At 49.0% G+C, this 20,287-nt stretch carries 26 protein-coding genes and 3 pseudogenes; 20 read left to right on the forward strand and 9 right to left on the reverse strand.

Going from position 1 to position 20,287, the window contains the following annotated elements:
• Positions 1 to 33: 33 nt before the first annotated feature.
• The 6 genes from SYMBAF_RS09915 to SYMBAF_RS09940 all read right to left on the reverse strand — a co-directional run bounded on the left by SYMBAF_RS09915 (position 34) and on the right by SYMBAF_RS09940 (position 3,883).
• Positions 34 to 1,437, reverse strand: a complete 1,404-nt coding sequence (locus SYMBAF_RS09915) for a DnaB-like helicase C-terminal domain-containing protein (RefSeq protein ID WP_082026954.1) — start codon at positions 1,435 to 1,437, stop codon at positions 34 to 36.
• Entirely contained in the window at positions 1,427 to 2,323 is an 897-nt protein-coding gene (locus SYMBAF_RS09920) for a hypothetical protein (protein ID WP_040265426.1), read from the reverse strand. The genes SYMBAF_RS09915 and SYMBAF_RS09920 overlap by 11 nt, the downstream gene beginning before the upstream one ends.
• Positions 2,310 to 2,474 carry a hypothetical protein gene (locus SYMBAF_RS09925; RefSeq protein ID WP_160289801.1) on the reverse strand — a complete coding sequence of 55 codons (165 nt, stop codon included), beginning with the start codon at positions 2,472 to 2,474 and terminating at the stop codon, positions 2,310 to 2,312. Before SYMBAF_RS09925 ends, SYMBAF_RS09920 begins: the two co-directional genes overlap by 14 nt.
• A 154-nt stretch (positions 2,475 to 2,628) precedes the next feature.
• Positions 2,629 to 3,162, reverse strand: a complete 534-nt coding sequence (locus tag SYMBAF_RS09930; protein ID WP_040265424.1) for a beta clamp domain-containing protein — start codon at positions 3,160 to 3,162, stop codon at positions 2,629 to 2,631.
• A gap of 18 nt (positions 3,163 to 3,180) precedes the next feature.
• Positions 3,181 to 3,525, reverse strand: a complete 345-nt coding sequence (locus SYMBAF_RS09935) for a hypothetical protein (protein ID WP_040265422.1) — start codon at positions 3,523 to 3,525, stop codon at positions 3,181 to 3,183.
• A 124-nt stretch (positions 3,526 to 3,649) separates the two neighbouring features.
• Positions 3,650 to 3,883 carry a transcriptional regulator gene (locus SYMBAF_RS09940; RefSeq protein WP_082026949.1) on the reverse strand — a complete coding sequence of 78 codons (234 nt, stop codon included), beginning with the start codon at positions 3,881 to 3,883 and terminating at the stop codon, positions 3,650 to 3,652.
• A 116-nt stretch (positions 3,884 to 3,999) separates the two neighbouring features.
• Here SYMBAF_RS09940 and SYMBAF_RS09945 point away from each other — a divergent pair, with 116 nt between their 5' ends.
• The 4 genes from SYMBAF_RS09945 to SYMBAF_RS09960 all read left to right on the forward strand — a co-directional run bounded on the left by SYMBAF_RS09945 (position 4,000) and on the right by SYMBAF_RS09960 (position 6,708).
• The gene (locus SYMBAF_RS09945) at positions 4,000 to 4,701 is read left to right on the forward strand and encodes a S24 family peptidase (protein ID WP_040265421.1); all 702 of its coding nucleotides are present in this window, start codon (positions 4,000 to 4,002) and stop codon (positions 4,699 to 4,701) included.
• Between the two features lie 123 nt (positions 4,702 to 4,824).
• Entirely contained in the window at positions 4,825 to 5,370 is a 546-nt protein-coding gene (locus SYMBAF_RS09950; protein WP_175576944.1) for a hypothetical protein, read from the forward strand.
• 113 nt (positions 5,371 to 5,483) lie between these two features.
• Complete coding sequence (locus tag SYMBAF_RS09955) at positions 5,484 to 5,666, forward strand: hypothetical protein (RefSeq protein ID WP_040265420.1); 183 nt, start codon at positions 5,484 to 5,486, stop codon at positions 5,664 to 5,666.
• Between the two features lie 628 nt (positions 5,667 to 6,294).
• Positions 6,295 to 6,708 carry a hypothetical protein gene (locus tag SYMBAF_RS09960; RefSeq protein ID WP_040265418.1) on the forward strand — a complete coding sequence of 138 codons (414 nt, stop codon included), beginning with the start codon at positions 6,295 to 6,297 and terminating at the stop codon, positions 6,706 to 6,708.
• Here SYMBAF_RS09960 and SYMBAF_RS09965 read toward each other — a convergent pair.
• The gene (locus tag SYMBAF_RS09965) at positions 6,647 to 7,141 is read right to left on the reverse strand and encodes a hypothetical protein (RefSeq protein WP_173424342.1); all 495 of its coding nucleotides are present in this window, start codon (positions 7,139 to 7,141) and stop codon (positions 6,647 to 6,649) included. The two genes, SYMBAF_RS09960 and SYMBAF_RS09965, sit on opposite strands and share 62 nt — an antisense overlap.
• Here SYMBAF_RS09965 and SYMBAF_RS09970 point away from each other — a divergent pair.
• The 14 genes and pseudogenes from SYMBAF_RS09970 (at position 7,128) to SYMBAF_RS10035 (ending at position 16,201) form a co-directional block, all read left to right on the forward strand.
• A complete protein-coding gene (locus SYMBAF_RS09970; RefSeq protein WP_040265416.1) occupies positions 7,128 to 7,430 on the forward strand; it encodes a hypothetical protein in 303 nt (100 codons plus the stop codon). The genes SYMBAF_RS09965 and SYMBAF_RS09970 overlap by 14 nt on opposite strands.
• A 12-nt stretch (positions 7,431 to 7,442) precedes the next feature.
• The gene (locus SYMBAF_RS09975; RefSeq protein WP_160289764.1) at positions 7,443 to 7,598 is read left to right on the forward strand and encodes a hypothetical protein; all 156 of its coding nucleotides are present in this window, start codon (positions 7,443 to 7,445) and stop codon (positions 7,596 to 7,598) included.
• A gap of 449 nt (positions 7,599 to 8,047) precedes the next feature.
• Complete coding sequence (locus SYMBAF_RS09980) at positions 8,048 to 8,926, forward strand: YdhT family protein (RefSeq protein WP_040265415.1); 879 nt, start codon at positions 8,048 to 8,050, stop codon at positions 8,924 to 8,926.
• Positions 8,919 to 9,836, forward strand: coding sequence for a hypothetical protein (locus SYMBAF_RS09985; RefSeq protein ID WP_040265413.1), 918 nt, complete (start codon positions 8,919 to 8,921; stop codon positions 9,834 to 9,836). Before SYMBAF_RS09980 ends, SYMBAF_RS09985 begins: the two co-directional genes overlap by 8 nt.
• 132 nt (positions 9,837 to 9,968) lie before the next feature.
• Positions 9,969 to 10,322: a hypothetical protein gene (locus SYMBAF_RS09990; RefSeq protein WP_040265412.1), complete on the forward strand. Its 354-nt coding sequence runs from the start codon at positions 9,969 to 9,971 to the stop codon at positions 10,320 to 10,322.
• A complete protein-coding gene (gene bet / locus SYMBAF_RS09995) occupies positions 10,322 to 11,086 on the forward strand; it encodes a phage recombination protein Bet (protein WP_040265410.1) in 765 nt (254 codons plus the stop codon). Before SYMBAF_RS09990 ends, bet begins: the two co-directional genes overlap by 1 nt.
• On the forward strand, positions 11,086 to 11,709 hold the full coding sequence (locus SYMBAF_RS10000; protein ID WP_040265409.1) for a lambda exonuclease family protein: 624 nt from the start codon (positions 11,086 to 11,088) through the stop codon (positions 11,707 to 11,709). The genes bet and SYMBAF_RS10000 overlap by 1 nt, the downstream gene beginning before the upstream one ends.
• A 488-nt stretch (positions 11,710 to 12,197) precedes the next feature.
• A complete protein-coding gene (locus SYMBAF_RS10005) occupies positions 12,198 to 13,490 on the forward strand; it encodes a YadA-like family protein (RefSeq protein ID WP_052447780.1) in 1,293 nt (430 codons plus the stop codon).
• An 11-nt stretch (positions 13,491 to 13,501) separates the two neighbouring features.
• A complete protein-coding gene (locus SYMBAF_RS10010; RefSeq protein WP_040265465.1) occupies positions 13,502 to 13,771 on the forward strand; it encodes a hypothetical protein in 270 nt (89 codons plus the stop codon).
• A gap of 11 nt (positions 13,772 to 13,782) precedes the next feature.
• Positions 13,783 to 14,826: a leucine-rich repeat domain-containing protein gene (locus SYMBAF_RS10015; protein ID WP_040265407.1), complete on the forward strand. Its 1,044-nt coding sequence runs from the start codon at positions 13,783 to 13,785 to the stop codon at positions 14,824 to 14,826.
• 206 nt (positions 14,827 to 15,032) lie between these two features.
• Positions 15,033 to 15,227, forward strand: a complete 195-nt coding sequence (locus SYMBAF_RS10020) for a hypothetical protein (protein ID WP_040264734.1) — start codon at positions 15,033 to 15,035, stop codon at positions 15,225 to 15,227.
• Positions 15,228 to 15,485: 258 nt separating this feature from the next.
• Positions 15,486 to 15,644 (forward strand): annotated as a pseudogene (locus tag SYMBAF_RS10025) (ead/Ea22-like family protein); the annotation flags it as partial.
• A gap of 85 nt (positions 15,645 to 15,729) precedes the next feature.
• Positions 15,730 to 15,912: a hypothetical protein gene (locus SYMBAF_RS10030; RefSeq protein WP_040265403.1), complete on the forward strand. Its 183-nt coding sequence runs from the start codon at positions 15,730 to 15,732 to the stop codon at positions 15,910 to 15,912.
• Positions 15,913 to 16,006: 94 nt separating this feature from the next.
• The gene (locus SYMBAF_RS10035; RefSeq protein WP_082026947.1) at positions 16,007 to 16,201 is read left to right on the forward strand and encodes a helix-turn-helix transcriptional regulator; all 195 of its coding nucleotides are present in this window, start codon (positions 16,007 to 16,009) and stop codon (positions 16,199 to 16,201) included.
• Here the strand turns inward: SYMBAF_RS10035 and SYMBAF_RS10040 are convergent.
• Positions 16,179 to 17,165, reverse strand: a pseudogene (locus SYMBAF_RS10040) (tyrosine-type recombinase/integrase); the annotation flags it as partial. The gene SYMBAF_RS10035 and the pseudogene SYMBAF_RS10040 overlap by 23 nt on opposite strands.
• A gap of 51 nt (positions 17,166 to 17,216) precedes the next feature.
• Between SYMBAF_RS10040 and SYMBAF_RS10045 the strand changes: the two are divergent.
• Positions 17,217 to 18,385 (forward strand): IS3 family transposase gene (locus SYMBAF_RS10045; RefSeq protein WP_152609001.1). Its coding sequence is split into 2 segments (ribosomal slippage): positions 17,217 to 17,466 and positions 17,466 to 18,385, totalling 1,170 coding nucleotides; the frame shifts between segments, so codons are not numbered across the junction.
• A gap of 11 nt (positions 18,386 to 18,396) precedes the next feature.
• Here the strand turns inward: SYMBAF_RS10045 and SYMBAF_RS17755 are convergent.
• A pseudogene (locus SYMBAF_RS17755) lies at positions 18,397 to 18,618 on the reverse strand (Arm DNA-binding domain-containing protein); the annotation flags it as partial.
• 180 nt (positions 18,619 to 18,798) lie between these two features.
• On the opposite strand from SYMBAF_RS17755, the gene sbcB reads away from it, so the two are divergent.
• Positions 18,799 to 20,229 carry an exodeoxyribonuclease I gene (gene sbcB, locus SYMBAF_RS10055; protein ID WP_040265401.1) on the forward strand — a complete coding sequence of 477 codons (1,431 nt, stop codon included), beginning with the start codon at positions 18,799 to 18,801 and terminating at the stop codon, positions 20,227 to 20,229.
• Positions 20,230 to 20,287: the final 58 nt, after the last annotated feature.

The raw sequence follows: 20,287 nt of genomic DNA on the forward strand, positions 1-20,287 counted from the left end.
TTCTGTCACTGGTTATCTCCTTTGCGGGGATGGTCAAAAACCCCCGCTCTGTTTCGATGATCGGCGCTCAGCCTCTGCCATTCTCGCCCTTGCATGGTGCTGATCGCAGTCGTAAAGCACACCGTGACGCTGCTCTACAAAAACAACGCCGCTTTGGCCGTGTCGATTCAGTCTTAGCAGCAGTTCGGTGTCTCGCTGATTTGCGTGCTCGTCATACGCTCCCGCCCGGTAGATCCCCAGCCAATAATCACAGTCCTGTTCGATTTGTCCGGTATCGCGGCTGTCGCTTGGAATTGGACGCTTGTTGGCGCGTCTCTCAAGCTCACGGTTAAGTTGTGTCAGCAGCACAACAACGCAGTTCAACTCCTTGGCCAGATGCTTAAGCCCCTTGGTTATCAGCCCATAGGCCAGATCGTTTCTCTCTGCCCTCTCGGCTTTCATGAGCGTTAGATAGTCAACAAGTATCATCCCTATAGCGCCACGCTCACGGTAAATCCTGCGGCTTTCTGCCACGATGTGAGCCAGTGACAGCCCCGGCGTATCGTCGATGTAGAGATTACCGGTCTGCGCTATCTCCAACCCCTTTGCCGATGCCAGGGCAAAGCGATTGTCTTCATAGCCATCAAGGTAAAAATGAGATGAACTTACCCCGGATGCCTGAGACAGTGAGCGCTCTACCAACTGCTCCTGGGGCATTTCAAGGCTGAATGCTATCGCCGGCTTGTTCTCCGTCAGCGCACAATGCAAGGCCAGTTTCATGTAAAGCGTGGTCTTGCCCATTTTTGGCCGCGCACCAACAACGAACAGTGATCCCTTGACCAATCCTTTGGGTGCCAGCAGGTTATCCAGTGAGGGGATACCTGTTGAAATACCGACAGCGGCCGGATCGTTGCATAAGCGCTTTTCAACCATGTTCATCCATGAATCGAATGCCTCAGCAAATGGCACCGCGCCACGTATCGATCCCGTTCGGGATTTTTCAGCGGTGTGCATCGCCAGCGCCTGCATCGTGTCGAGTTTCTCGGCGGTGCTCAGCGTTGACGGCGTATAAAACACCTCCAGCATCTTGTTCGCCTGCTCGATAGCGAAACGCTCGATAGCGAAGTCCTTCACACGATTGGCATACGCGATAACGTTGGCAACGGATGGCGTATTCTTCGACAGTTCAGCCAGATACGCAAAGCCACCAACGCAATCCAATTCCCCTGTAGACTCGAGTCTTTCGCTGACGGTGATCAGGTCGATAGCCTGACTCCGGGTGTTCATGTCCCGCACAGTGCGGTAAATAATCACATGCGGTTGGCAGTGGAACATCTCAGCACTGAGAATCGAAAACACGGTTTGCACCCTGTCGCTCTGTGCATCAAGCAGGATCGCCCCCAACACCGACTGTTCAGACTCGATGCTTCTAGGCGGCAGGCGGTAATCACCGATCATCATGATCGCCCTCCCTCACCTTGAGATACACGTTGTCGTTCAGCAGGTAGTCGATCCCCTTCTTGTGCCATACAGTGCCGCGCTGTGGGTTGGGGCGCTCCTCAAACATCCACCGGCAATTGTCACGGATGTACGTCAGGTACTTACGCCAGTCCTCCATCGAAAAGCCATGGCCATCCAGTTGGCGCGTGACCACACCCGCTTTCCGCCAGAAGGTCTGGATCGAACTGCGTCGTTTCTCAGTCAGCGCTCTGACCGATTTGGCTTCAGGCAGAATTTCGTGGTAGGCGTCGATAACATCCCGACAGGAAACTGAGGTTTTTTTTCTAGGCAGTTTTTCGTTGGCTAATGCACTCTCATTAGCTTTAGCTAATGAGTTATTATATATATTATTGTTTATGGACAATCGTTGGACATCCGTTGGACAATCATCGCCGAGAGCCGCATTATTACTGGTATTGGCGTTGGACAATCGTTGGACATCCGTTGGACAATTTTGAGGCTGAAAATCGTCGTATTTCAGGACGGTTATCAGGCTAAATTTCCTGCCAATCGCCTCAATTTTCAACATGCCTTTCGACTCAAAACTGCGGAGTAAACTCTTTACCTTGTTGTCAGGGATGAAGGTCTCAGCAACCAGTTTGGGTCGCCCAGTGATCATTTGCCCGCGTCCAACCGTCATTTCGCCAATATCAGTGCTGACAACGGCTGGCGAATAGTTGGCTTTCAATATCAAATGTAACCATAAATGTACTGCTTGAGAGTCCCTGTACAGCTTGCTGTCCATGAATTGCCGGTGTATCAAGGCAAACCCCTTACCGGTGTACTCCGGTTTATCTGCCTGGTTCTCCTGCGACCTGTAGTCGGATAATTTAACTACGCCCATGATTCTTCACCCACTGCTGCTGTAAACGGAAAATTTCAGCAAACTTCTTCCCATAGTCAGGATTGCTCGCTGCGATAGAGACCAACCCATCAGGAGGGTAGGAGTAACGCCGTGCCTCTTCCTGCTTGATATTTCTTCTTTTTCGTGCCATTATTTACCCCGTTTGTTGTATTGAAACCTCATCTAGTTTTAACTCTGACGCTCGGCTACTACCGAGCGTTTTTTCTTTCCAGAAAAGGCACGGTCAGGCTAATTGATACGCCTCGTTTTCATTTGTGATTTCAAGTTGATAACTTCTGATGTGTTTACAAACGCATTGGCATGATGACAACACTCGCTTTTTCGAACGTGTCACTAAGCTCAACAATTGAAGATGTTGTCTGGCCGCTGGGTTTGATAACTATTCCCGGCCACTTTGGGTTGTAGAGTTTTGCGGCTTTCTCAATATCAGCCAGGTAGCCAGCGTTGAAACCTATCGCGTCTACCGGGGAATTCTCTTTTGGAATTACTCCTCCAATATCGGGGTACTGCCCGTCAACAACACTGACTGGAGCCAGAGAAACACACTCACCGATCCCATCTAAGTAAGTGAGAACGCCCATTTCGGTATCTATTTCAGCCCTATCAAATTTGGTAAACCGTGGGCCTTTAATCTTAACGATAATATTTTCGCCTAAATCTTCAGACTGATGCTCACCAATGAAAGCGCGGTAGCCGTCAGTAGCGTAGAGCCTGCCATTTGGCGCAAAGCAGATCCCGCACAAATAATAACGGGGGTCAGTCTTTGCCTGAAAAATCATTGCGGCAAGTAGCGCCCTTTTGCTCAGCTTTAAAATCATGTTATTCTCCTTGACGGATTAATAAGACATTGTTACTTGAGAGCCGACTGTTACAGCAGTCGGCCTTTCTTCTGTGATTTCAAGTTGATACTTCGCAAACTCCATCGCTACCTTCATCAGATACCTGTACTGATCCAGCGGTAACTTCTTCTCTCCACGCATGACAAAATCCTCTACACCGCAGGCGGCGAGAGTTTCCATAATTTCAGGGAATTTTTCTGTACGGCGCAGAACCGTTGAGTCAGCCACGTTGAGCATCTTCGCTACAACCGTTTGCCGTGTGGTGCTCAATGCCTGATGTGCTGTAGCCAGCAGGTGACGGCCAATAAATGACAGTGATTTGCGTGTTTTTGCATGTTCCATGCTTGATAATTTCCGTGTTGATTTGAATTTAGATAAAAAATAGACGTGCGACAGCCGTGGGGTTGCCACTTAAGTAATGCCCCACACTGGCGGAGCTGACCAAAGGTGTTAAAGAGCTTTGTTGTTAGGCTGCTGAAGATCTTATATCAGCAAATACAAGGTTTTCTTTTGTCACTGGTTTGATGGATTCAAAATTTTCAGTCGCTGCCTGAATCTGCTTAGCTTTGCTTGGTGAAGCACGGCGGAAACCATATGCAATTTGATCTAGGTATCCAACTGATGTTTTGGCAAGAGATGCCAGCTTTGACCATTCATCAGAACTGGCTTCCTTTCTCCATCGGAGTAAATCGTTACTCATCTTATTCTGTCCTCTTGTCAACTTCAGACGGGAGTTTATCGTTATGATAAATAAATTACAATACCTTTATCAATTTGCGTATTTATCACACCGATAAATGGTGCAAAAATGGCTTTATGGAAAATAAGAATATCCGGCGAGAAAATCTTGCTGCTTTGATGAAAACTTATCTTGATGAAAACCCAAACTCTACACGGGCTGGGTTCGCTGAGCGCTGCGGGATTGCCCCAGCTCAGCTTAGTCATCTTATGGGAGTAAAATCTTACCGGAACATCGGTAACAATTTAGCAAGGAAGATTGAGACATCTCTTAACCTGCCTGTTGGTTGGATGGATACGCTGCAAGATACAAGTCAAAAAACCAGTACAAAAGATAACAAAGAACTTGAATTTGCAGGGAAATTACGATCAGGTAAAGTGTCAGTTATAGGTGAAGCCATATTGGGAGTTGATGGCATGATCGACATGGTTGAGGTTCGGGATGGCTGGCTACAAATTTACAGTTCTGACGAGGAAGCCTACGGACTAAAAGTTAAGGGGGATAGCATGTATCCTCGTATTCAATCTGGAGAGTTTGTAGTGATTGAGCCTAACACCCATGTTCAATCTGGAGATGAAGTGTTTGTGAGGACGATTGAAGGTCACAACATGATTAAAATCATGACAAAAACACGCGATGGATGTTATCAATTTTCCAGCATAAACAATGAGCATAAACCAATTACGCTTAACCCTAGAGAAGTTGAGAATATGCACTATGTATCAGCAATAGTGAAAGCTACTCGCTATGTTGATCATGATGATACAGAAAATCATTAAAGTGGCTAAATCCTCCTAACCTCCCAGTGGCCGGGGTGCGTTCGGAGGGGGGCTCAACGTAACCTATTGTGATATATTGAAAATCAACTTTAAAATTAGCAACCATCCAACAATGGAATTTCTGTGAATCTAGAACAGATTACTAGTGCCACCCTGAATAACCTTCAGATGCTGTTGGAACAAAAAGATATTCCTTTAGCCGTAGGTCCCATCACGAATGCTGACTTTCAAGCAATGATGACAGCATATGCTGAGCTTAACTGGGACTTCGCATTTAATGGGTACGGAAATAACCAAAACAAGTTTGAGTTTTGCGTAAAATTAGTAGGCGAAACAAATCCACTCCCAGCAGGAGCGGCTTTAAGTGTCTATAATATTGATATAAATAGCTTTGACATCTGTTTTGTTGAAAGCTTTGTTCGTAACAATGCAGATCACCCTTTGCATGGAAGGATGATTGTTATCACATTGATAGCCGCATACATGTTCTGTACCGCAGTTGATTGCCAAGTTATAAATGTGATAGAACCAGTGAACGTGCAAGTTATAGCTTTATACCAGGGGTTTGGTTTCAAGGGTGACACAGTGTTGATGACTGCATCAAGAGACCAGATAAGGAAATCTATTCTCAGTTACACTTCAATCCTTGATGGACAATCCGGATTTTAGTAGTAGAATGTTAAACTCTTTTGTATAGAGGGCTAACAAAAATTTTCACTACTGCTATACTGGTGGTAGTGGTTAGAGAATATCACAGCCTAATAATAGGCCTTGGAGAGCATATGAAACACCCACGTACTAGCATCGGTTCCAAAGTGTCTTTCAGCACTTCAGACACCTTTGCACGCATGGGAGTTGCTATGGAAGAACTTATGGCTGCAACTCCTAAAATGCTCGGCGATGTTCATATCGACGGCAGCAAAGAGTGCCATGGAATGCGCAAAGAAAGCAAGAAAGCAGCGTAGTAACCAGTTTAATTAGCCATAAGATCTAACCCGGCCACCGAGCCGGGTTTTTTGTACCCTCGATTTTGTACTACACTTTACGGCTGGGCAGGAAAAGCCCAGTTACCTCTACATTCGCTTTCTTCCCGGCTTTGGCCGGTTTTTTTTACCCTATAATTTGTACTACAATTACCTTAATGGTGGGATAAACCCTGTTTGTGTGTTGCTTTATATCTCTCTCCGGCTCCGGCCGGTTTTTTTATGCCTGCCGTTCAGCACTCCCGCGCACCCTGCCCCACTCTGACCCTAAAGTTCCCCGACTCACAGCCTACCCCAAGCTGAATTTTGCGCCGAAATCATAGGCAAAAGCTGTGGTGGTATGGTTTTTTTGAAAATAAATTCATCTAAAAATCAAAATGATAAAAAAAAACGCAAATAATTTATCATTTTGATATTGCCAATTATTTATCATTTAGATAAAGTTACCCCATCGAGACGACACAGCAGCAACCAGCAGCGGCAATATCCCAGCAGGAAATACGACGAGTTACCCGCTGATTGCCTGAGCTTAAGTAGCCAGCCTGAGGCTTACGAACATTACGGCGGTTGGAGCAGACCATAACTGGAGACAACACACAGGGGATAGGAAATGGATCAGCAATTTAAAGCAGAAGCAGATGTTAACGATGTGAAGTTAGCTCTTGAACTAGATAAGGATCAGAACGGCAAAATCACTAGGAAGTCCATTTCTGAAGTTCCTTACAGACTCTCTGAGAAAAACGTTTACGAAATGTGGGTAGGAGTTAAGAGGCAGGCCGAAAACGCACTCCAGTTTTTATTCGCAACGTCAGCGACTGAAATTTACAAAGGCAACGACCCGTTATCGAAGTGGATCGTGGTGGTTTATGAAGACCAAATTTGTTTCGAGCGCTTCGGTGATGGCGTAACGCTCGAAAGTTATGCCCCAGTGACACCAGCAAAAGCAGCAGTGTATGCAACGGCTATCGTGAATGGTCTTGAACCACCAGGAGATCTTCGTCCGTGCGATAAACCGACTGATTGAATTCAATCTGGAGCATGTTCTGGCCTCGTTGCTTCACGCGTTTGAAGTCAAGGCCGCTGAAGGAGACCCGAATATCTGAGGGATAGCCCTCTAGCTGATCTAGAAGCGTTTTTAAATCAATCGTGTGACTTTCAACAATATCTTTGAATGACATGCAAATATTTCCTTCTTGGTTGTGTGAGAGCTTCCAAGATACCACTGCCGCCTGAGGTGGAGAAGTAAACCAGGCATTAAACCAAAGCGGATTAACAAGTCTGCTCTGTTTTAACCGCTCTTTAAAAATAACGGGAATTCTCCTGCCAGTGTAGGAGACCAGAACCAAGTGGTTTTGGGGTGTGGTGGGCTGGATATAAGAAACAGCCAACACCAGGGCAACAGCTAGCTCACCACACCACCAAAGCCACTTACTGGAGGTAGTTATGACAGTAATCATTGTTAAACCTGCGAAGGATAATAGTAAAAACCGCCGCTATCGACAACGTGGCCAATTAATTGCTAAACACAGGGAGAATGCAGCGTTTGCAAAAAAACTAAGTAAAGCTTGGGATAAGCTCACATCACCAGCGCTTGAACATAAATCTTCGAAGGAATTTCAGACGCAGATTATCAAAGCAGCAGAGCAGCAAGAACGCCGCAACCACCGAATTTGGTACAGAGACACAAACCCACTCGGCAATAAGATCCACGCGGTGCAGAAATCATATCAAACCAGTTTAATTTAATACGAGGTAGCTATGAACTTATTCGATCTCCCTGAGGGAGTGCAGGTTGTTGCAGCGGAAACACTCAGTCAGATTATTGCGATGAATTTATACGACAGGGATAACAGTCTTGAACGTGCTGATTTTATAGCACAGGCATTCTTGGAAATGTATAAGCATGATAGTTGAGCATTACGAGGCAAAAAAATTCCCCATGAACAAAACAGAACTCATTCAGTACCTTATGAGGATGTACAAGATATCCTGGCGCGTTGCGGAAGACGCGCTGCGAGATAACGATTGGGATCTGATGATGGCCGCTGGCGATATTCGAGACGAACTCAACGCCGAAGTTTGACCTGTCCCCTCCCCATAATTGCTGTGTGCAGTCTTTGCCCATCCCTCGCGATGGGCTTTTTTATACCCGAAAGCGCACTAACAACCAGATCAGTGCGCTCCCCGATATGAAACGGAGGATTCAACCCGATGCAACAGACAGAAAAAGTTAGAACTGCGCCGTTAGCTACAGCGCCCGTAAATAACACCGTTCGCCTCCTGCGCTGGTTGCGTAAGCGCGCAGTGCTAGAGAATAACCCTAAAGCCCACTTTCCGCTCACTATTTATCGTTGAGGTATTCCATGCAAATTACTAAAGAGCAGCTTAAAGCATGGAATGCTTGTACTGACGGATATCGCTACTTTTTGGATAAATTCCCACAGGGCGGTTCATATTCTGAGGTGCATCAAGCATTAATTAACGATAGCCGCTTTGATGATGCCAGATGGCTTGTTGAAAAAATGTATGATACCCACATTTACAATGCTGAGTTCATAAAATCCGAAATAGCAGCCACCGACAAGATGGTCGCTAACCTCACCAGTGAAGCTGAAAGCAACACTGGCGACGACGCCCGAATCGGTAGCTCTGGCGACGACGCCCAAATCGGTAGCTCTGGCGACTGCGCCCTAATCGGTAGCTCTGGCGACGACGCCCAAATCGGTAGCTCTGGCGACGACGCCCAAATCGGTAGCTCTGGCGACGACGCCCAAATCGGTAGCTCTGGCGACTGCGCCCTAATCGGTAGCTCTGGCGACGACGCCCAAATCGGTAGCTCTGGCGACGACGCCCTAATCGGTAGCTCTGGCGACGACGCCCGAATCGGTAGCTCTGGCTACCGCGCCCTAATCGGTAGCTCTGGCGACGACGCCCGAATCGGTATCTCTGGCCACTACGCCCGAATCGGTAGCTCTGGCGACGACGCCCGAATCGGTAGCTCTGGCGACTGCGCCCAAATCGCTGCTACTGGGAAAAATTCTATTGTCGCAGCATCTGGATCAGTTCATCGGATTGTCCTAGGCGAAAGCAGTTGTGCTGCTATTCCATATTTCGATGGATCTCGTACACGGTTTGCCATTGCGTATGTTGGTGAGAACGGGATTAAAGCTAACACACCTTACGAGGTGAATTCAGAAGGTGAGTTCGTTGAGATTTCTGATAAAGGATTGACTTATGAATGATGAAAAATCGGAGGTTGCGCTAGCTAACCTACCCAGCGTACCGGCTGAACTTGAGCTTGCATTTATCGACGACGCCTTTATTGATGGCCTCATTGAAAATATACGTGACAAAGCATCAGCGGTTGTTGGTGATATCAACACCGCCAAGGGGCGTAAAGTTTATATCAGCATGGCCGCAAATGTCAGAAGCACGAAAGTGATGATTGACGATGCAGGTAAAAACCTCGTTGCTGAGATGAAAAAGCGGCCCGCCCTGGTCGATGCCAGTCGCCGTAAAGTACGTGAGGCGCTGGATGAATTGGCCGTCGAAATCCGCAAGCCAGTAACTGAGTGGGAAGCCGAACAGGCCCGCATTAAGGCCGTACAGCAGATGCAGGCGTGGCACACCGAAGCGCTGGAGATGAACGAGGCTTTCGACAAAGCACTGGCCAAGCGCATCGAGTCAGACCACGAAATAGCTTTGCTCATGAATGAAAAGCGTGACCGAGAAATAGCAGAAGCCAAAGCCGAAGCGGAGCGAAAGCGCATTGCTCACGAAGAGGAATTAAAGCACCAGGCAGCGATTCAGGCCAGGCGACAAGCAGAGGCTGAAATTGCAGCAGCAGCAAAACGCGAGGCTGAAGCAAAAGCAGCGCTAGAACGCGCAGAGCGTGACAAGCAGGAAGCCATCGAAGCAGAAAAACAGCGGGCAAAAGCAGAAGCAGACCAAAAAGCAGCGGCAAGACTGGCCGAGGAAAAGCGCATTGCAGACGAAGCCGCAAAACGCGCCGCTGATGTCGAGCACCGAAAAACAGTAAACCAAACTGCATTGGGCGCGTTGATTAAAGCAGGCATTCCAGAAAATTACGCCAAGCTTTGCATTCGTACTATTGCACTTGGCAACGTACCAGCAATTTACATCAACTATTAACAATTCCTAAAACTCAGGAGTAACGTCAATGGCAAATGCTATCGGCGGCGCTATTGGCGTCGCTAAAACACTACTAGACAAAATTAGACAATATCTCATCGCTGGCGCTAAACCCGGCGTGGAGGCGTACGCATGATTGATTACAGCAAAATGTCAGAATACAGGTTTCAACAAATCATGGATGCAGAGTTGGAAAAGTACGAAGCGATGCTCGATAAATCGCAGGATGAGCAGAACCTGATAGGTGATCGCACCGCGATAGAAATGCGCGGACTCAAGATCACCACCCTACGATGCGCTGCCTCGGCATTATTCCCTCATACAGACCAGAAGTTGATTTTCATGCTTATAAATTCGGACTGGATGACAAATAAATTCGAAGATTTCCTTTATGACATTGTTCAACGCCTGGTGATCGTAGAGCGCGTGATGGAATTATCACACGCTGAAAATGAAACCCCTGATAACTTTGACGAGGTGGCGTGATGAGTACCGCATTATCAAATATGGCCGGAAAGCTGGCTGAACGCCTCGGCATGGATGCCGGTGATGATCTGGTTGGCGTGTTAAAGGCAACCGCCTTTTCTGGCGAAGCTACCGATGCCCAGTTTACCGCATTACTCATCGTTGCCAATCAGTACGGGCTAAATCCATTCACGAAGGAAATCTACGCCTTCCCGGATAAACAGAATGGCATTGTCCCGGTGGTTGGCGTTGACGGGTGGGCACGGATCATTAACGGGCACGACCAGTTCGACGGGATGGAATTCGAACAGGATATAGAATCCTGCACATGCAAAATTTACCGGAAAGATCGCAATCACCCGATCAGCGTCACCGAGTGGATGGATGAATGTAAACGCGAAGCCTTTAAGTCTAAAAGTGGCTATGAGGTTAAAGGGCCGTGGCAGTCCCACCCGAAACGGATGCTGCGCCACAAGGCAATGATCCAGTGCGCACGTCTGGCCTTCGGCTTTGCCGGGATCTACGACAAGGACGAAGCCGAGCGCGTGATTGAGGGAACAACCGCTGAGGTGAATGTCGGCAGGGAAAGCGATTCCCGCCGCCCGGAACTTATCAGCAAAGGCGAAGATGCCGCTAAATCTGGTGCTGAATCCTTCAAAGCCTTCTGGCTTGGACTGGGTAATGAAGAGCGTCAGATCATTGGCGTTATCGAGAAAAAACGCCTCTACGAATTGAGCTTGAAAAGTGAAAGTGCTGAGGAAGCCGAATTTACGGAGGCAGAGTAATGGAACAGAAATCACCTGAATGGTTTGCCGCTCGCTGCGGAAAGGTCACGGCCAGCCGTCTGGCTGATGTCATGGCGCGTACTAAATCTGGGTACAGTGCCAGCCGCCAGAATTACATGGCAGAACTTATCTGCCAGCGTCTGACTGGGACACGGGAAGAAGGATATTCCAACAGCGCCATGCGGCGTGGAAATGAGTTAGAGCCAGTTGCCCGTGAAATGTATGTGCTTAACCAATTCGATGCTGAGGTCTCTGAAGTGGGCTTTATACCCCACCCTGTTATCGAAGGATTTGGCGCAAGCCCGGATGGGCTGGTGAATGATGATGGACTCATAGAAATTAAATGCCCTAATACGTGGACGCACCTTGAAACCATCAAGTCCGGCAAACCCAAGCGTCAGTATCTCCTCCAGATGCACGCACAGATGATGTGTACCGACAGGAAATGGTGCGATTTCATCAGTTACGACGACCGACTTCCCCCTGATTTGGCCTACTTCCAGAAGCGCATTATTCGTGACGATGAGTTGGTTATCGAAATTGAATCGGAAATAAAAGCCTTTTTAGGTGAATTGGAGAAAGAGCTTGAAATCATTAAGCACTACGCCAGTGAGGCAGCATAAATGCAAAAAGGGGGATCTTGTACCCGGAGCAAAAATAAAGATTGGAAAGCCCTCACTACTAATAAAATAACAGTGATTATTTTACAGAAGATAATAGAACAATCCTTGTCTTTTTGTTGACATATCTGACTAATTTAATCGGGAAAATGCCTAATATGTGGAAACCTTACGAGATCCAATTCTTGCGCGAAGTGGCTGGCACTATGCCCGTCCATATTATTGCCGAAAAACTTGAGCGGTCACCTAGGGCCGTATGCCTAAAAGCGAGATATATAGGCGTCAGGATAAATCCACCCCATTGGAATGATGAGGAAATATCGCTAATAACATCGGGAAAATTTAGCAATGAGGAGATTGCAGAAAAAACCGGGCGCTCCATTCCGGCAATTAACACCAAGCGTTTGAGACTGAGAAATAAAGTGGCGTGAAGTGCTGCACCACCTCACGCCTGTCATTTTCAAAACCAAATCCATACAGGAAATATATCAATGAATTTGAAAACAACGCTAACTATCTTAGCGGGATTTGTCTGTGCTGTCATGACAGCTTCCGCGTTTTCCGCTGACGGCTCTATTAACCTTGACGGCGGCGAGGCGAATAACGTGCCGAGCAGCAAAAGCACCGTTATCGGGAACCAGAACACGGTGCCACAGGATAATTCTGTGGTGATTGGGCAGCAGAACGAAACCAAACAGTACAACACCTCAGAAAATCATCCCCGGATTATCATCGGGGACAAGAACCAGGCGAACGCCGGGGCCATCATCCTGGGTGAGGGCGGGGTCGCCGATGAACAGAGTGTTGTAGTGGGCGGTGACGCCAGCAAGGCGCTGGGTGTCGCCGTGGGGAATGGTGCCAAAGGCGGCTATAACGCGGTCTCCGTTGGCCAGGGGGCCACGACTGAAAAAGCCAGCTTCGGCGTGGCCGTTGGGGCTGAGTCAGCCGCCCTGAGTTCTGGTCCACAGGGGCAAGGCTCGGTGGCAGTCGGCACCCGTGCGACCGCAGGCTACGGCGGGGTGGCGCTGGGCTACGGTGCATATGCTACAAACGGCGGGGTTGCGCTGGGAACCGGCTCCCTCACCGCAAGGTTTGATGAGGTCAATGTAGGTGAGCGCTTTATTAGCGGCGTCAAGGCAGGGACGTCAAAAACCGATGCCGCCAATGTGGGGCAGGTGCAGGTGTCCAATGCCAACACGCTGGCCGTGGCTAATGCTCACAGCGATACAGGGAATGCCGATACGCTGCGTGCTGCCAGGTCACACACGGACGAGCGTGAGACAGCCACCAATGCGCGTACCGATGCCCTGTTAAAGGTGGAGCAGACGGCCCGCAATGAAGCCATTGCCAACGAGTCCCTGGCACGGAGAGACGGGGACGCCGCGACGCTGAAATCAGCAAACGACTATACCAACTGGCGGGTTGATACCCTGAATATCGACACCGCTGACACGCTGCGCCAATCGCAGACCTACACCGATACGCGGGCCAATGAAGCCAGGTATTACACCGACAACAAGTTCAGCCAGCTAAACACGCGTATCGAGCGGGCGGAGAAGCGACTGCACGCCGGGATTGCGGGTGTAGCGGCGATAGCCTCGATCCCCTATGTGGCCAGCAACCGCTTTTCCTACGGCGTCGCGGTAGGAAATTACCAGTCCGCTAATGCCCTCGCAGGGGGTATCCAGTACAAAACTTCACCCAACACGACTATCCGCCTCAATGTGTCATTGGACTCATCACACAACGCCGCTCTGGCAGTCGGTGTCGGCGGTGGATGGTAGAGGAGAAAAACATGTCTGATGAATCAAAAGCAAAATATCCCGGTGGCTTTGACGAAATTGAAATTCGTCAGCTTTTAGAGGGATTGGTTAGCGCTCATATATCAAAGGCAATGTCAGGAGAAAAGATGAAGTCAGATGATCGCATCCACGATTTGGGACTAATCAGACCCTTTATCATCCATGCCGCACATCTTGTTCGCTCTCTCATTGAGGAGAAAGAAGGCGTTTGGCCTATTGGTATAAACACAGAAATAGAGTATCGCAAGCTTAAAGGCGAGTAAGGATAATAAAAATGTTTGATTTGATTAGTCACCTTACTGAGAAAGGCATCCAGCATACCGTATCAGACAACGGGCATATCACTGTGGGCGGCTACCTCGACCTGCGCGGCACCCCCATCCCCGCACTGCCGGATGGCCTGACTGTGGGCGGCTGGCTCGACCTGAGCGACACCGGTATCACTACACTGCCGGACAATCTGAGCGTCGGTGGCTGGCTCGACCTGCGCGGCACCCCCATCCCCGCACTGCCGGATGGCCTGACTGTGGGCGGCTGGCTCAACCTGAGCGACACCGGTATCACTACACTACCGGACAATCTGAGCGTCGGCGGCGAACTCGACCTGAGCGGCACCCGCATCACCGCGCTGCCGGACAATCTGAGCGTCGGTGACTCGCTCGACCTGCGCGGCACCCCCATCCCCGCACTGCCGGATGGCCTGACTGTGGGCGGCTGGCTCAACCTGAGCGACACCGGTATCACTACACTACCGGACAATCTGAGCGTCGGCGGCGAACTCGACCTGAGCGGCACCCGCATCACCGCGCTGCCGGACAATCTGAGCGTCGGTGACTCGCTCGACCTGAGCGGCACCCGCATCACCGCGCTGCCGGACAATCTGAGCGTCTGTGGCTCGCTCGACCTGAGCGACACCAGCATCACCGCGCTACCGGAAGGACTAACTGTGGGCGGCGACCTCTACCTGGGCGGCACCGGTATCACTGTGCTGCCGGACAATCTGAGCGTCGGTGGCTGGCTCGACCTGCGCGACACCCCCATCACCACACTACCGGAAAAGTTTACCTGCCGGTCGCTCTATCTCGACCCAGAGCGTATAAGCAACATCGCATATCGCAAAGGGTGTGGACGCTCAGGCCGCACCGTCTTTGCAGCGTGGACAGGCAAAGAGATCCGCATCGCTGCTGGCTGCTTTTTCGACACCCTTGATGCTTTTGAGCGGGCTGTAGACGTCAAGTATACCGGCAAGGCCGCAGACGACTATAGGCAGGCGGCGCGGGAATGTGTGGCCGAACTGACCGAAAAGCTCGGTAAATGAGGATAACAAGATGATTGAATTAAATCCCTGCCCATTTTGTAAATCCGGCGAGACATATGTTAGCCCGAATAGGTGCAACGCTGGAATACATTCATACACGCTCAATCACTACTGCGATTTAATAAGGGGAAATATTACTTTTACGGGGAATAGCGAGGAAGAAGTTAAGTCCTTTTGGAATTGTGATAGGGGAAGGAAGTAACATCATGAAGAAGCATAACCAGCCACATTTAAGTGAGAAAGAAATAAAAGCATTGGCACAAAGCACCATCGAAAACTTTGTTAATTCGTGCCACTGCAAAAATAAAGATGACATTTTTATTGCATTGTCATTTTTGATTGATGCCGGTCTGAATGCTGGTGAAACCGTTAAATATGGAAAAATGGCGGTAGTCCAATGAAGAATCTGAATATTTCATGGGTTGGCATATGTCCACTATGTGACAACGACATACTCAAGGTAGAGACAGAGGACGGTAGTGATCCCTGGTTATACGATGGAGACAAAATCACTTGCCCCCAATGTGGTAGTACTGGCGCTGTAGAAGTCGACGAAGACCACGCCTATGCAGTATGGGATAACGACTGGAGCAATAGCGATGGACAATAATCCAACAATCCCGCTTTACCCGCAAGAGTACGTCTCAACACTACTATCACGTATCGCCGAGCTAGAAGCGAGCGAGATAAAATTGATTGAGGAACGTGACCACGCAGAGGATGCACTGTCTGACATGTTTGAAGCCGCTACAGGCGAGCGACCAGAATGGAGTAACTGGTTTGGTTTTAGGGCCGCTGTGGATGTGGTCGCAAATCGCCACGATGAAAGCAACCCTACGGCAACGCCCTCAACGCGGACGCGGCAAAAGTCTTTATAAATGCATATTTAGAAGGATAAAAGTAATGAAAATTTTAATGTCAGACATTACCGGGGCTATGCGTAGCTCGATTGAAGGGTATGCATTTTCCGTGGTCGATTCGATGGAATTCAGTCTTGGTCGAGATTTGACCACTGAAGAACAAGACAAGGTGTTTCACATTGTTGATGATGCTATCACCCGCATTACAAATAACCCCTCCCCCTAAATCAACACGCAACTTATCAGGATGGCTACTGGCTGTAGGGGTAGTTGCGTGGGTAAAACATAACAGAATAATTAACTTTATTTTTCGAGGTAGTATGAAAGATATCAATCTGATACCTGAAAAGGAAGTCATGATGAAACTTGGTATTTCATCACGACAAACAATGTACTCTTACCAGAAAAAGTACTATTTCCCCAAGCCTGTACGTACTCACCCTAAAGCTTATTTAGAAAGCGCTGTTAATCAGTGGATTCTAAATGGCGGCATCAACCAGAAAGCTTTTTCTTAACGTGCCAGAACAGCTTTTCAGCATGTATCTCATATCCTTCTTTCTGCCCTTCTATCCAGTCGTGCTTATTGTATACCGCCATCACCCCCCCCAATTCATGCCCCAGCATTCTTTCCGTAATATGTGGGGCTACGCCTGCCTCTGAAAGGCGTGTCACTAAAGATCTACGAAAATCATGTGCACGCCAATATCCTAGCTCCAGCCCTTCTCGAATACGTTTTATGTACCTGTTTGCGGCGGCGATCGTTAAAGGCTCAGTGATTAAATTTCCAGGAAAAAGAACCTTATCATAAGTTAGCATCGCCTTTTCCAACAAAGGTTCAATATGAGCAAAGATAGGGCGTCTGATTTCCCTTCCAGTTTTGCTATGCTCTTTTGGTACTGTCCAGACCATTTCTCTCATATCGAACTCGTGACGCTCGGATAGTCTCAGTTCTGACAGCCGCGCCCCCCACAGCATTAGCATCTGGTGTAATAGTTTATTTGACGTTGAGGCACGACTCCGCTCTATCGCAACCCATATGTCTGAAAGTTCGTAGTAAGTGAGAGTTCTATCCCCGGTTTCTGATCGGCTCCCCACGTCGCGAGGCTCAACCCTCATCACTGCGCAATCAGGGATAAAATGTCGGCGAATGCACCAACCCATGGCAGATCGCAATTGAACAAGAAGTTGCCTAGCTCTCCTGCTGTTCTTCCTTTCTTCTTGAGTGAACAAATCGACCCACTGCTTGACCGTAATATCAGCCACTGGACGTCCTTCAAAAACGTCACTTAGGCGTTTTATGACCGTCGATTTATAAAGTTCCCTCGAATTTTCGCGCAATGACACATCAACGTAATTTTTCTTCCAATATTCCAAGCAATCCTTTACCGTAACCATACTATTGGTAGCGCTGCTATTCTCGAAAAACTGGCGCGGTTCTATTCCACGATCATAAAGAATTGTAGTGGCACACTGAATTTGGCCACCTGAACAGAGGTGATATGCTCACCTCAGGACATTACAGGTGCTTCAATGAAAAAAAGAAATTTCAGTGCAGAGTTCAAACGCGAATCCGCTCAACTGGTCGTTGACCAGAACTACACCGTGGCAGATGCAGCCAGTGCTATGGATGTCGGCCTTTCCACAATGACGCGATGGGTGAAGCAGTTGCGTGATGAGCGGCAGGGAAAAATACCTAAAGCCTCTCCCATTACTCCTGAACAAATTGAAATACGTGAGCTGAGGAAAAAAATACAACGTATTGAAATGGAAAACGAAATATTAAAAAAGGCTACCGCGCTCTTGATGTCAGACTCCCTGAACAGTTCTCGATAATCGGGAAACTCAGAGCGCATTATCCGGTGGTCACACTCTGCCACGTGTTCGGGGTTCATCGCAGCAGCTACAAATACTGGAAAAACCGTCCTGAAAAACCAGATGGCAGACGAGCTGTATTACGCAGCCAGGTACTGGAACTGCATAGCGTCAGCCATGGCTCTGCTGGCGCAAGGAGTATCGCAACTATGGCAACCATGAAGGGCTTCAGGATGGGACGATGGCTCGCCGGCAGGCTCATGAAAGAGCTGGGGCTGGTCAGTTGTCAACAGCCCACTCATCGGTATAAATGCGGTGGCCTTGAACACATCGCTATCCCGAATCACCTTGAGCGGCAGTTCGCAGTGACAGAGCCTAATCAGGTGTGGTGTGGCGATGTGACCTATATCTGGACAGGCAGGCGCTGGGCCTACCTCGCCGTTGTTCTCGACCTGTTCGCGAGAAAACCGGTGGGCTGGGCAATGTCGTTCTCACCGGACAGCAGGCTGACCATCAAAGCGCTGGAGATGGCGTGGGAGGCCCGGGGAAAACCAGCCGGAGTGATGTTCCACAGCGATCAGGGCAGCCATTACACAAGCAGACAGTTCCGGCAGTCACTGTGGAGGTATCGGATCAGACAGAGTATGAGTCGGCGTGGAAACTGCTGGGATAATAGCCCAATGGAGCGCTTCTTCAGGAGTCTGAAGAACGAATGGGTACCGGTGACGGGTTACATAAACTTCAGCGATGCAGCCCACGCAATAACGGACTATATCGTTGGGTATTACAGCGCGCTCAGGCCGCATGAATATAACGGTGGGTTACCACCAAACGAATCGGAAAACCGATACTGGAAAAACTCTAACGCGGTGGCCAGTTTTAGTTGACCACTACAAATTCGCAGCTCAGAAGTTATTGAACGAGCGTCTTTCAGCGTAACCGCAGGGTATCTACCTATCCCTAAACGCTGAGCCTTTCCATTCCATCTATATCGAAACTGGAAGTTGATCACGCCCTTAGGAGAGATGCGGGCACTTAGGCCATCCGCATCAGATACCTCAGGACTTCCCATATATGGTTTACCATGTAGTGAACGCAGTTTTAAATCGCTAAGTGCCATAATAATTTTTTGTACGCAGTAAAATTGATGTTATGTACCAAAACTGTACACGATAGCACATGGACAAAGGTAAACAAGAAAATACTGTAGATTACAATTATGGACAGAACAGGCAGTAAAAATACGTAAAAGCCCTTTTAAAAGGGCATGTTAGATCACAAACCCAGGCAATAATAAACAGTGATAGATAACCGTAGACAGAATACTTTTTACTTCCACGATTACGAAACCTTCGGCAAAAGCCCATCAATGGATCGCCCGGCGCAATTTGCCGGCGTGCGTACCGATATGGATTTCAATATCATCGAAGAGCCACTGGTGATTTACTGCGCCCCAGCCGATGACTACCTGCCAGAGCCTGAAGCGGTAATGATCACTGGCATCACGCCACAGCAGGCACGTGCCAAAGGTGTCAATGAGGCCGAGTTCGCCCGGCAAATCCATCAGGCTTTCAGCATGCCCGGTACTTGCATTCTGGGATACAACAATATCCGTTTCGATGACGAAGTCAGCCGCAATATTTTCTACCGCAGTTTCTACGATCCTTATGCCTATAGTTGGCAAAACGGCAACTCTCGCTGGGATTTGCTGGACGTGATGCGCGCTTGCTATGCACTACGCCCAGACGGCATCGTTTGGCCGGAAAACGAAGACGGGTTCCCCAGCTTCCGCCTGGAACATCTTACCCGCGCCAATGGTGTCGAACATACTCAGGCTCACGATGCCATGTCGGACGTTTACGCCACCATCGCCATGGCCAAGCAGGTGAAACAAGCACAGCCACGCCTGTTCGATTTTTTGCTGCAATACCGTAATAAACACAAGCTGAATACCCTGATCGATATCGCTGAAGTGACACCCTTGGTGCACGTTTCCGGCATGTTCGGCGCAGCGCGTGGCAATACCAGTTGGGTCGCGCCGCTGGCCTGGCACCCAGTCAACAAGAACGCGGTGATCATGTGCGATCTGGCTGGTGACCTGACGCCACTGCTAACGCTAAACGCCGATCAGTTGCGCGAACGGCTGTATACTCGCCGCGACGCGCTGACGGTTGACCAGCCGCCGATACCGCTCAAGCTGGTGCACATTAACAAGTGCCCTGTGCTGGCACCGGCCAGAACGCTGCTGCCGGAGAACGCAGAACGATTGGGCATTGATCGCCGAACCTGCCGGCAAAACCTGCAACTGCTGCGCCAATATCCGCAAGTGCGGGAAAAAGTGGTAGCGCTGTTTGCTGAAGCCGAACCTTACAAGGGCTCCGACGATGTTGATGCTCGGCTTTACGATGGCTTTTTCAGTGATGCCGACAAGGCGGCGATGAAGATAATTCAACAAACTAAGCCGCAGGATCTGCCAGCGCTGGATCTGGCCTTCAGCGATAGCCGTATGAAAGAGCTGCTGTTCCGCTTCCGCGCACGCAACTACCCCAATACGCTTAACAACGCCGAACAACAACGCTGGCTACAATACCGCCAAGAAGTGCTGAGCGTGGAACGGGTGCAAAAATACCTACTGCAACTGGAAGCACTGTATAACCAGTACGCGAGTGATAAAGAGAAAATCGCGCTGCTACATGCACTGTTTGACTATGGCCGCGAGTTGGCGAGTTAACCAGCGCAAACGCGGCTTTTATTGTTGTAAAGGGTTCAATGTTGCACTGAACCCTTCA

This window comes from Serratia symbiotica (genome assembly GCF_000821185.2).
GTDB classification, from domain to species: domain Bacteria; phylum Pseudomonadota; class Gammaproteobacteria; order Enterobacterales; family Enterobacteriaceae; genus Serratia; species Serratia symbiotica.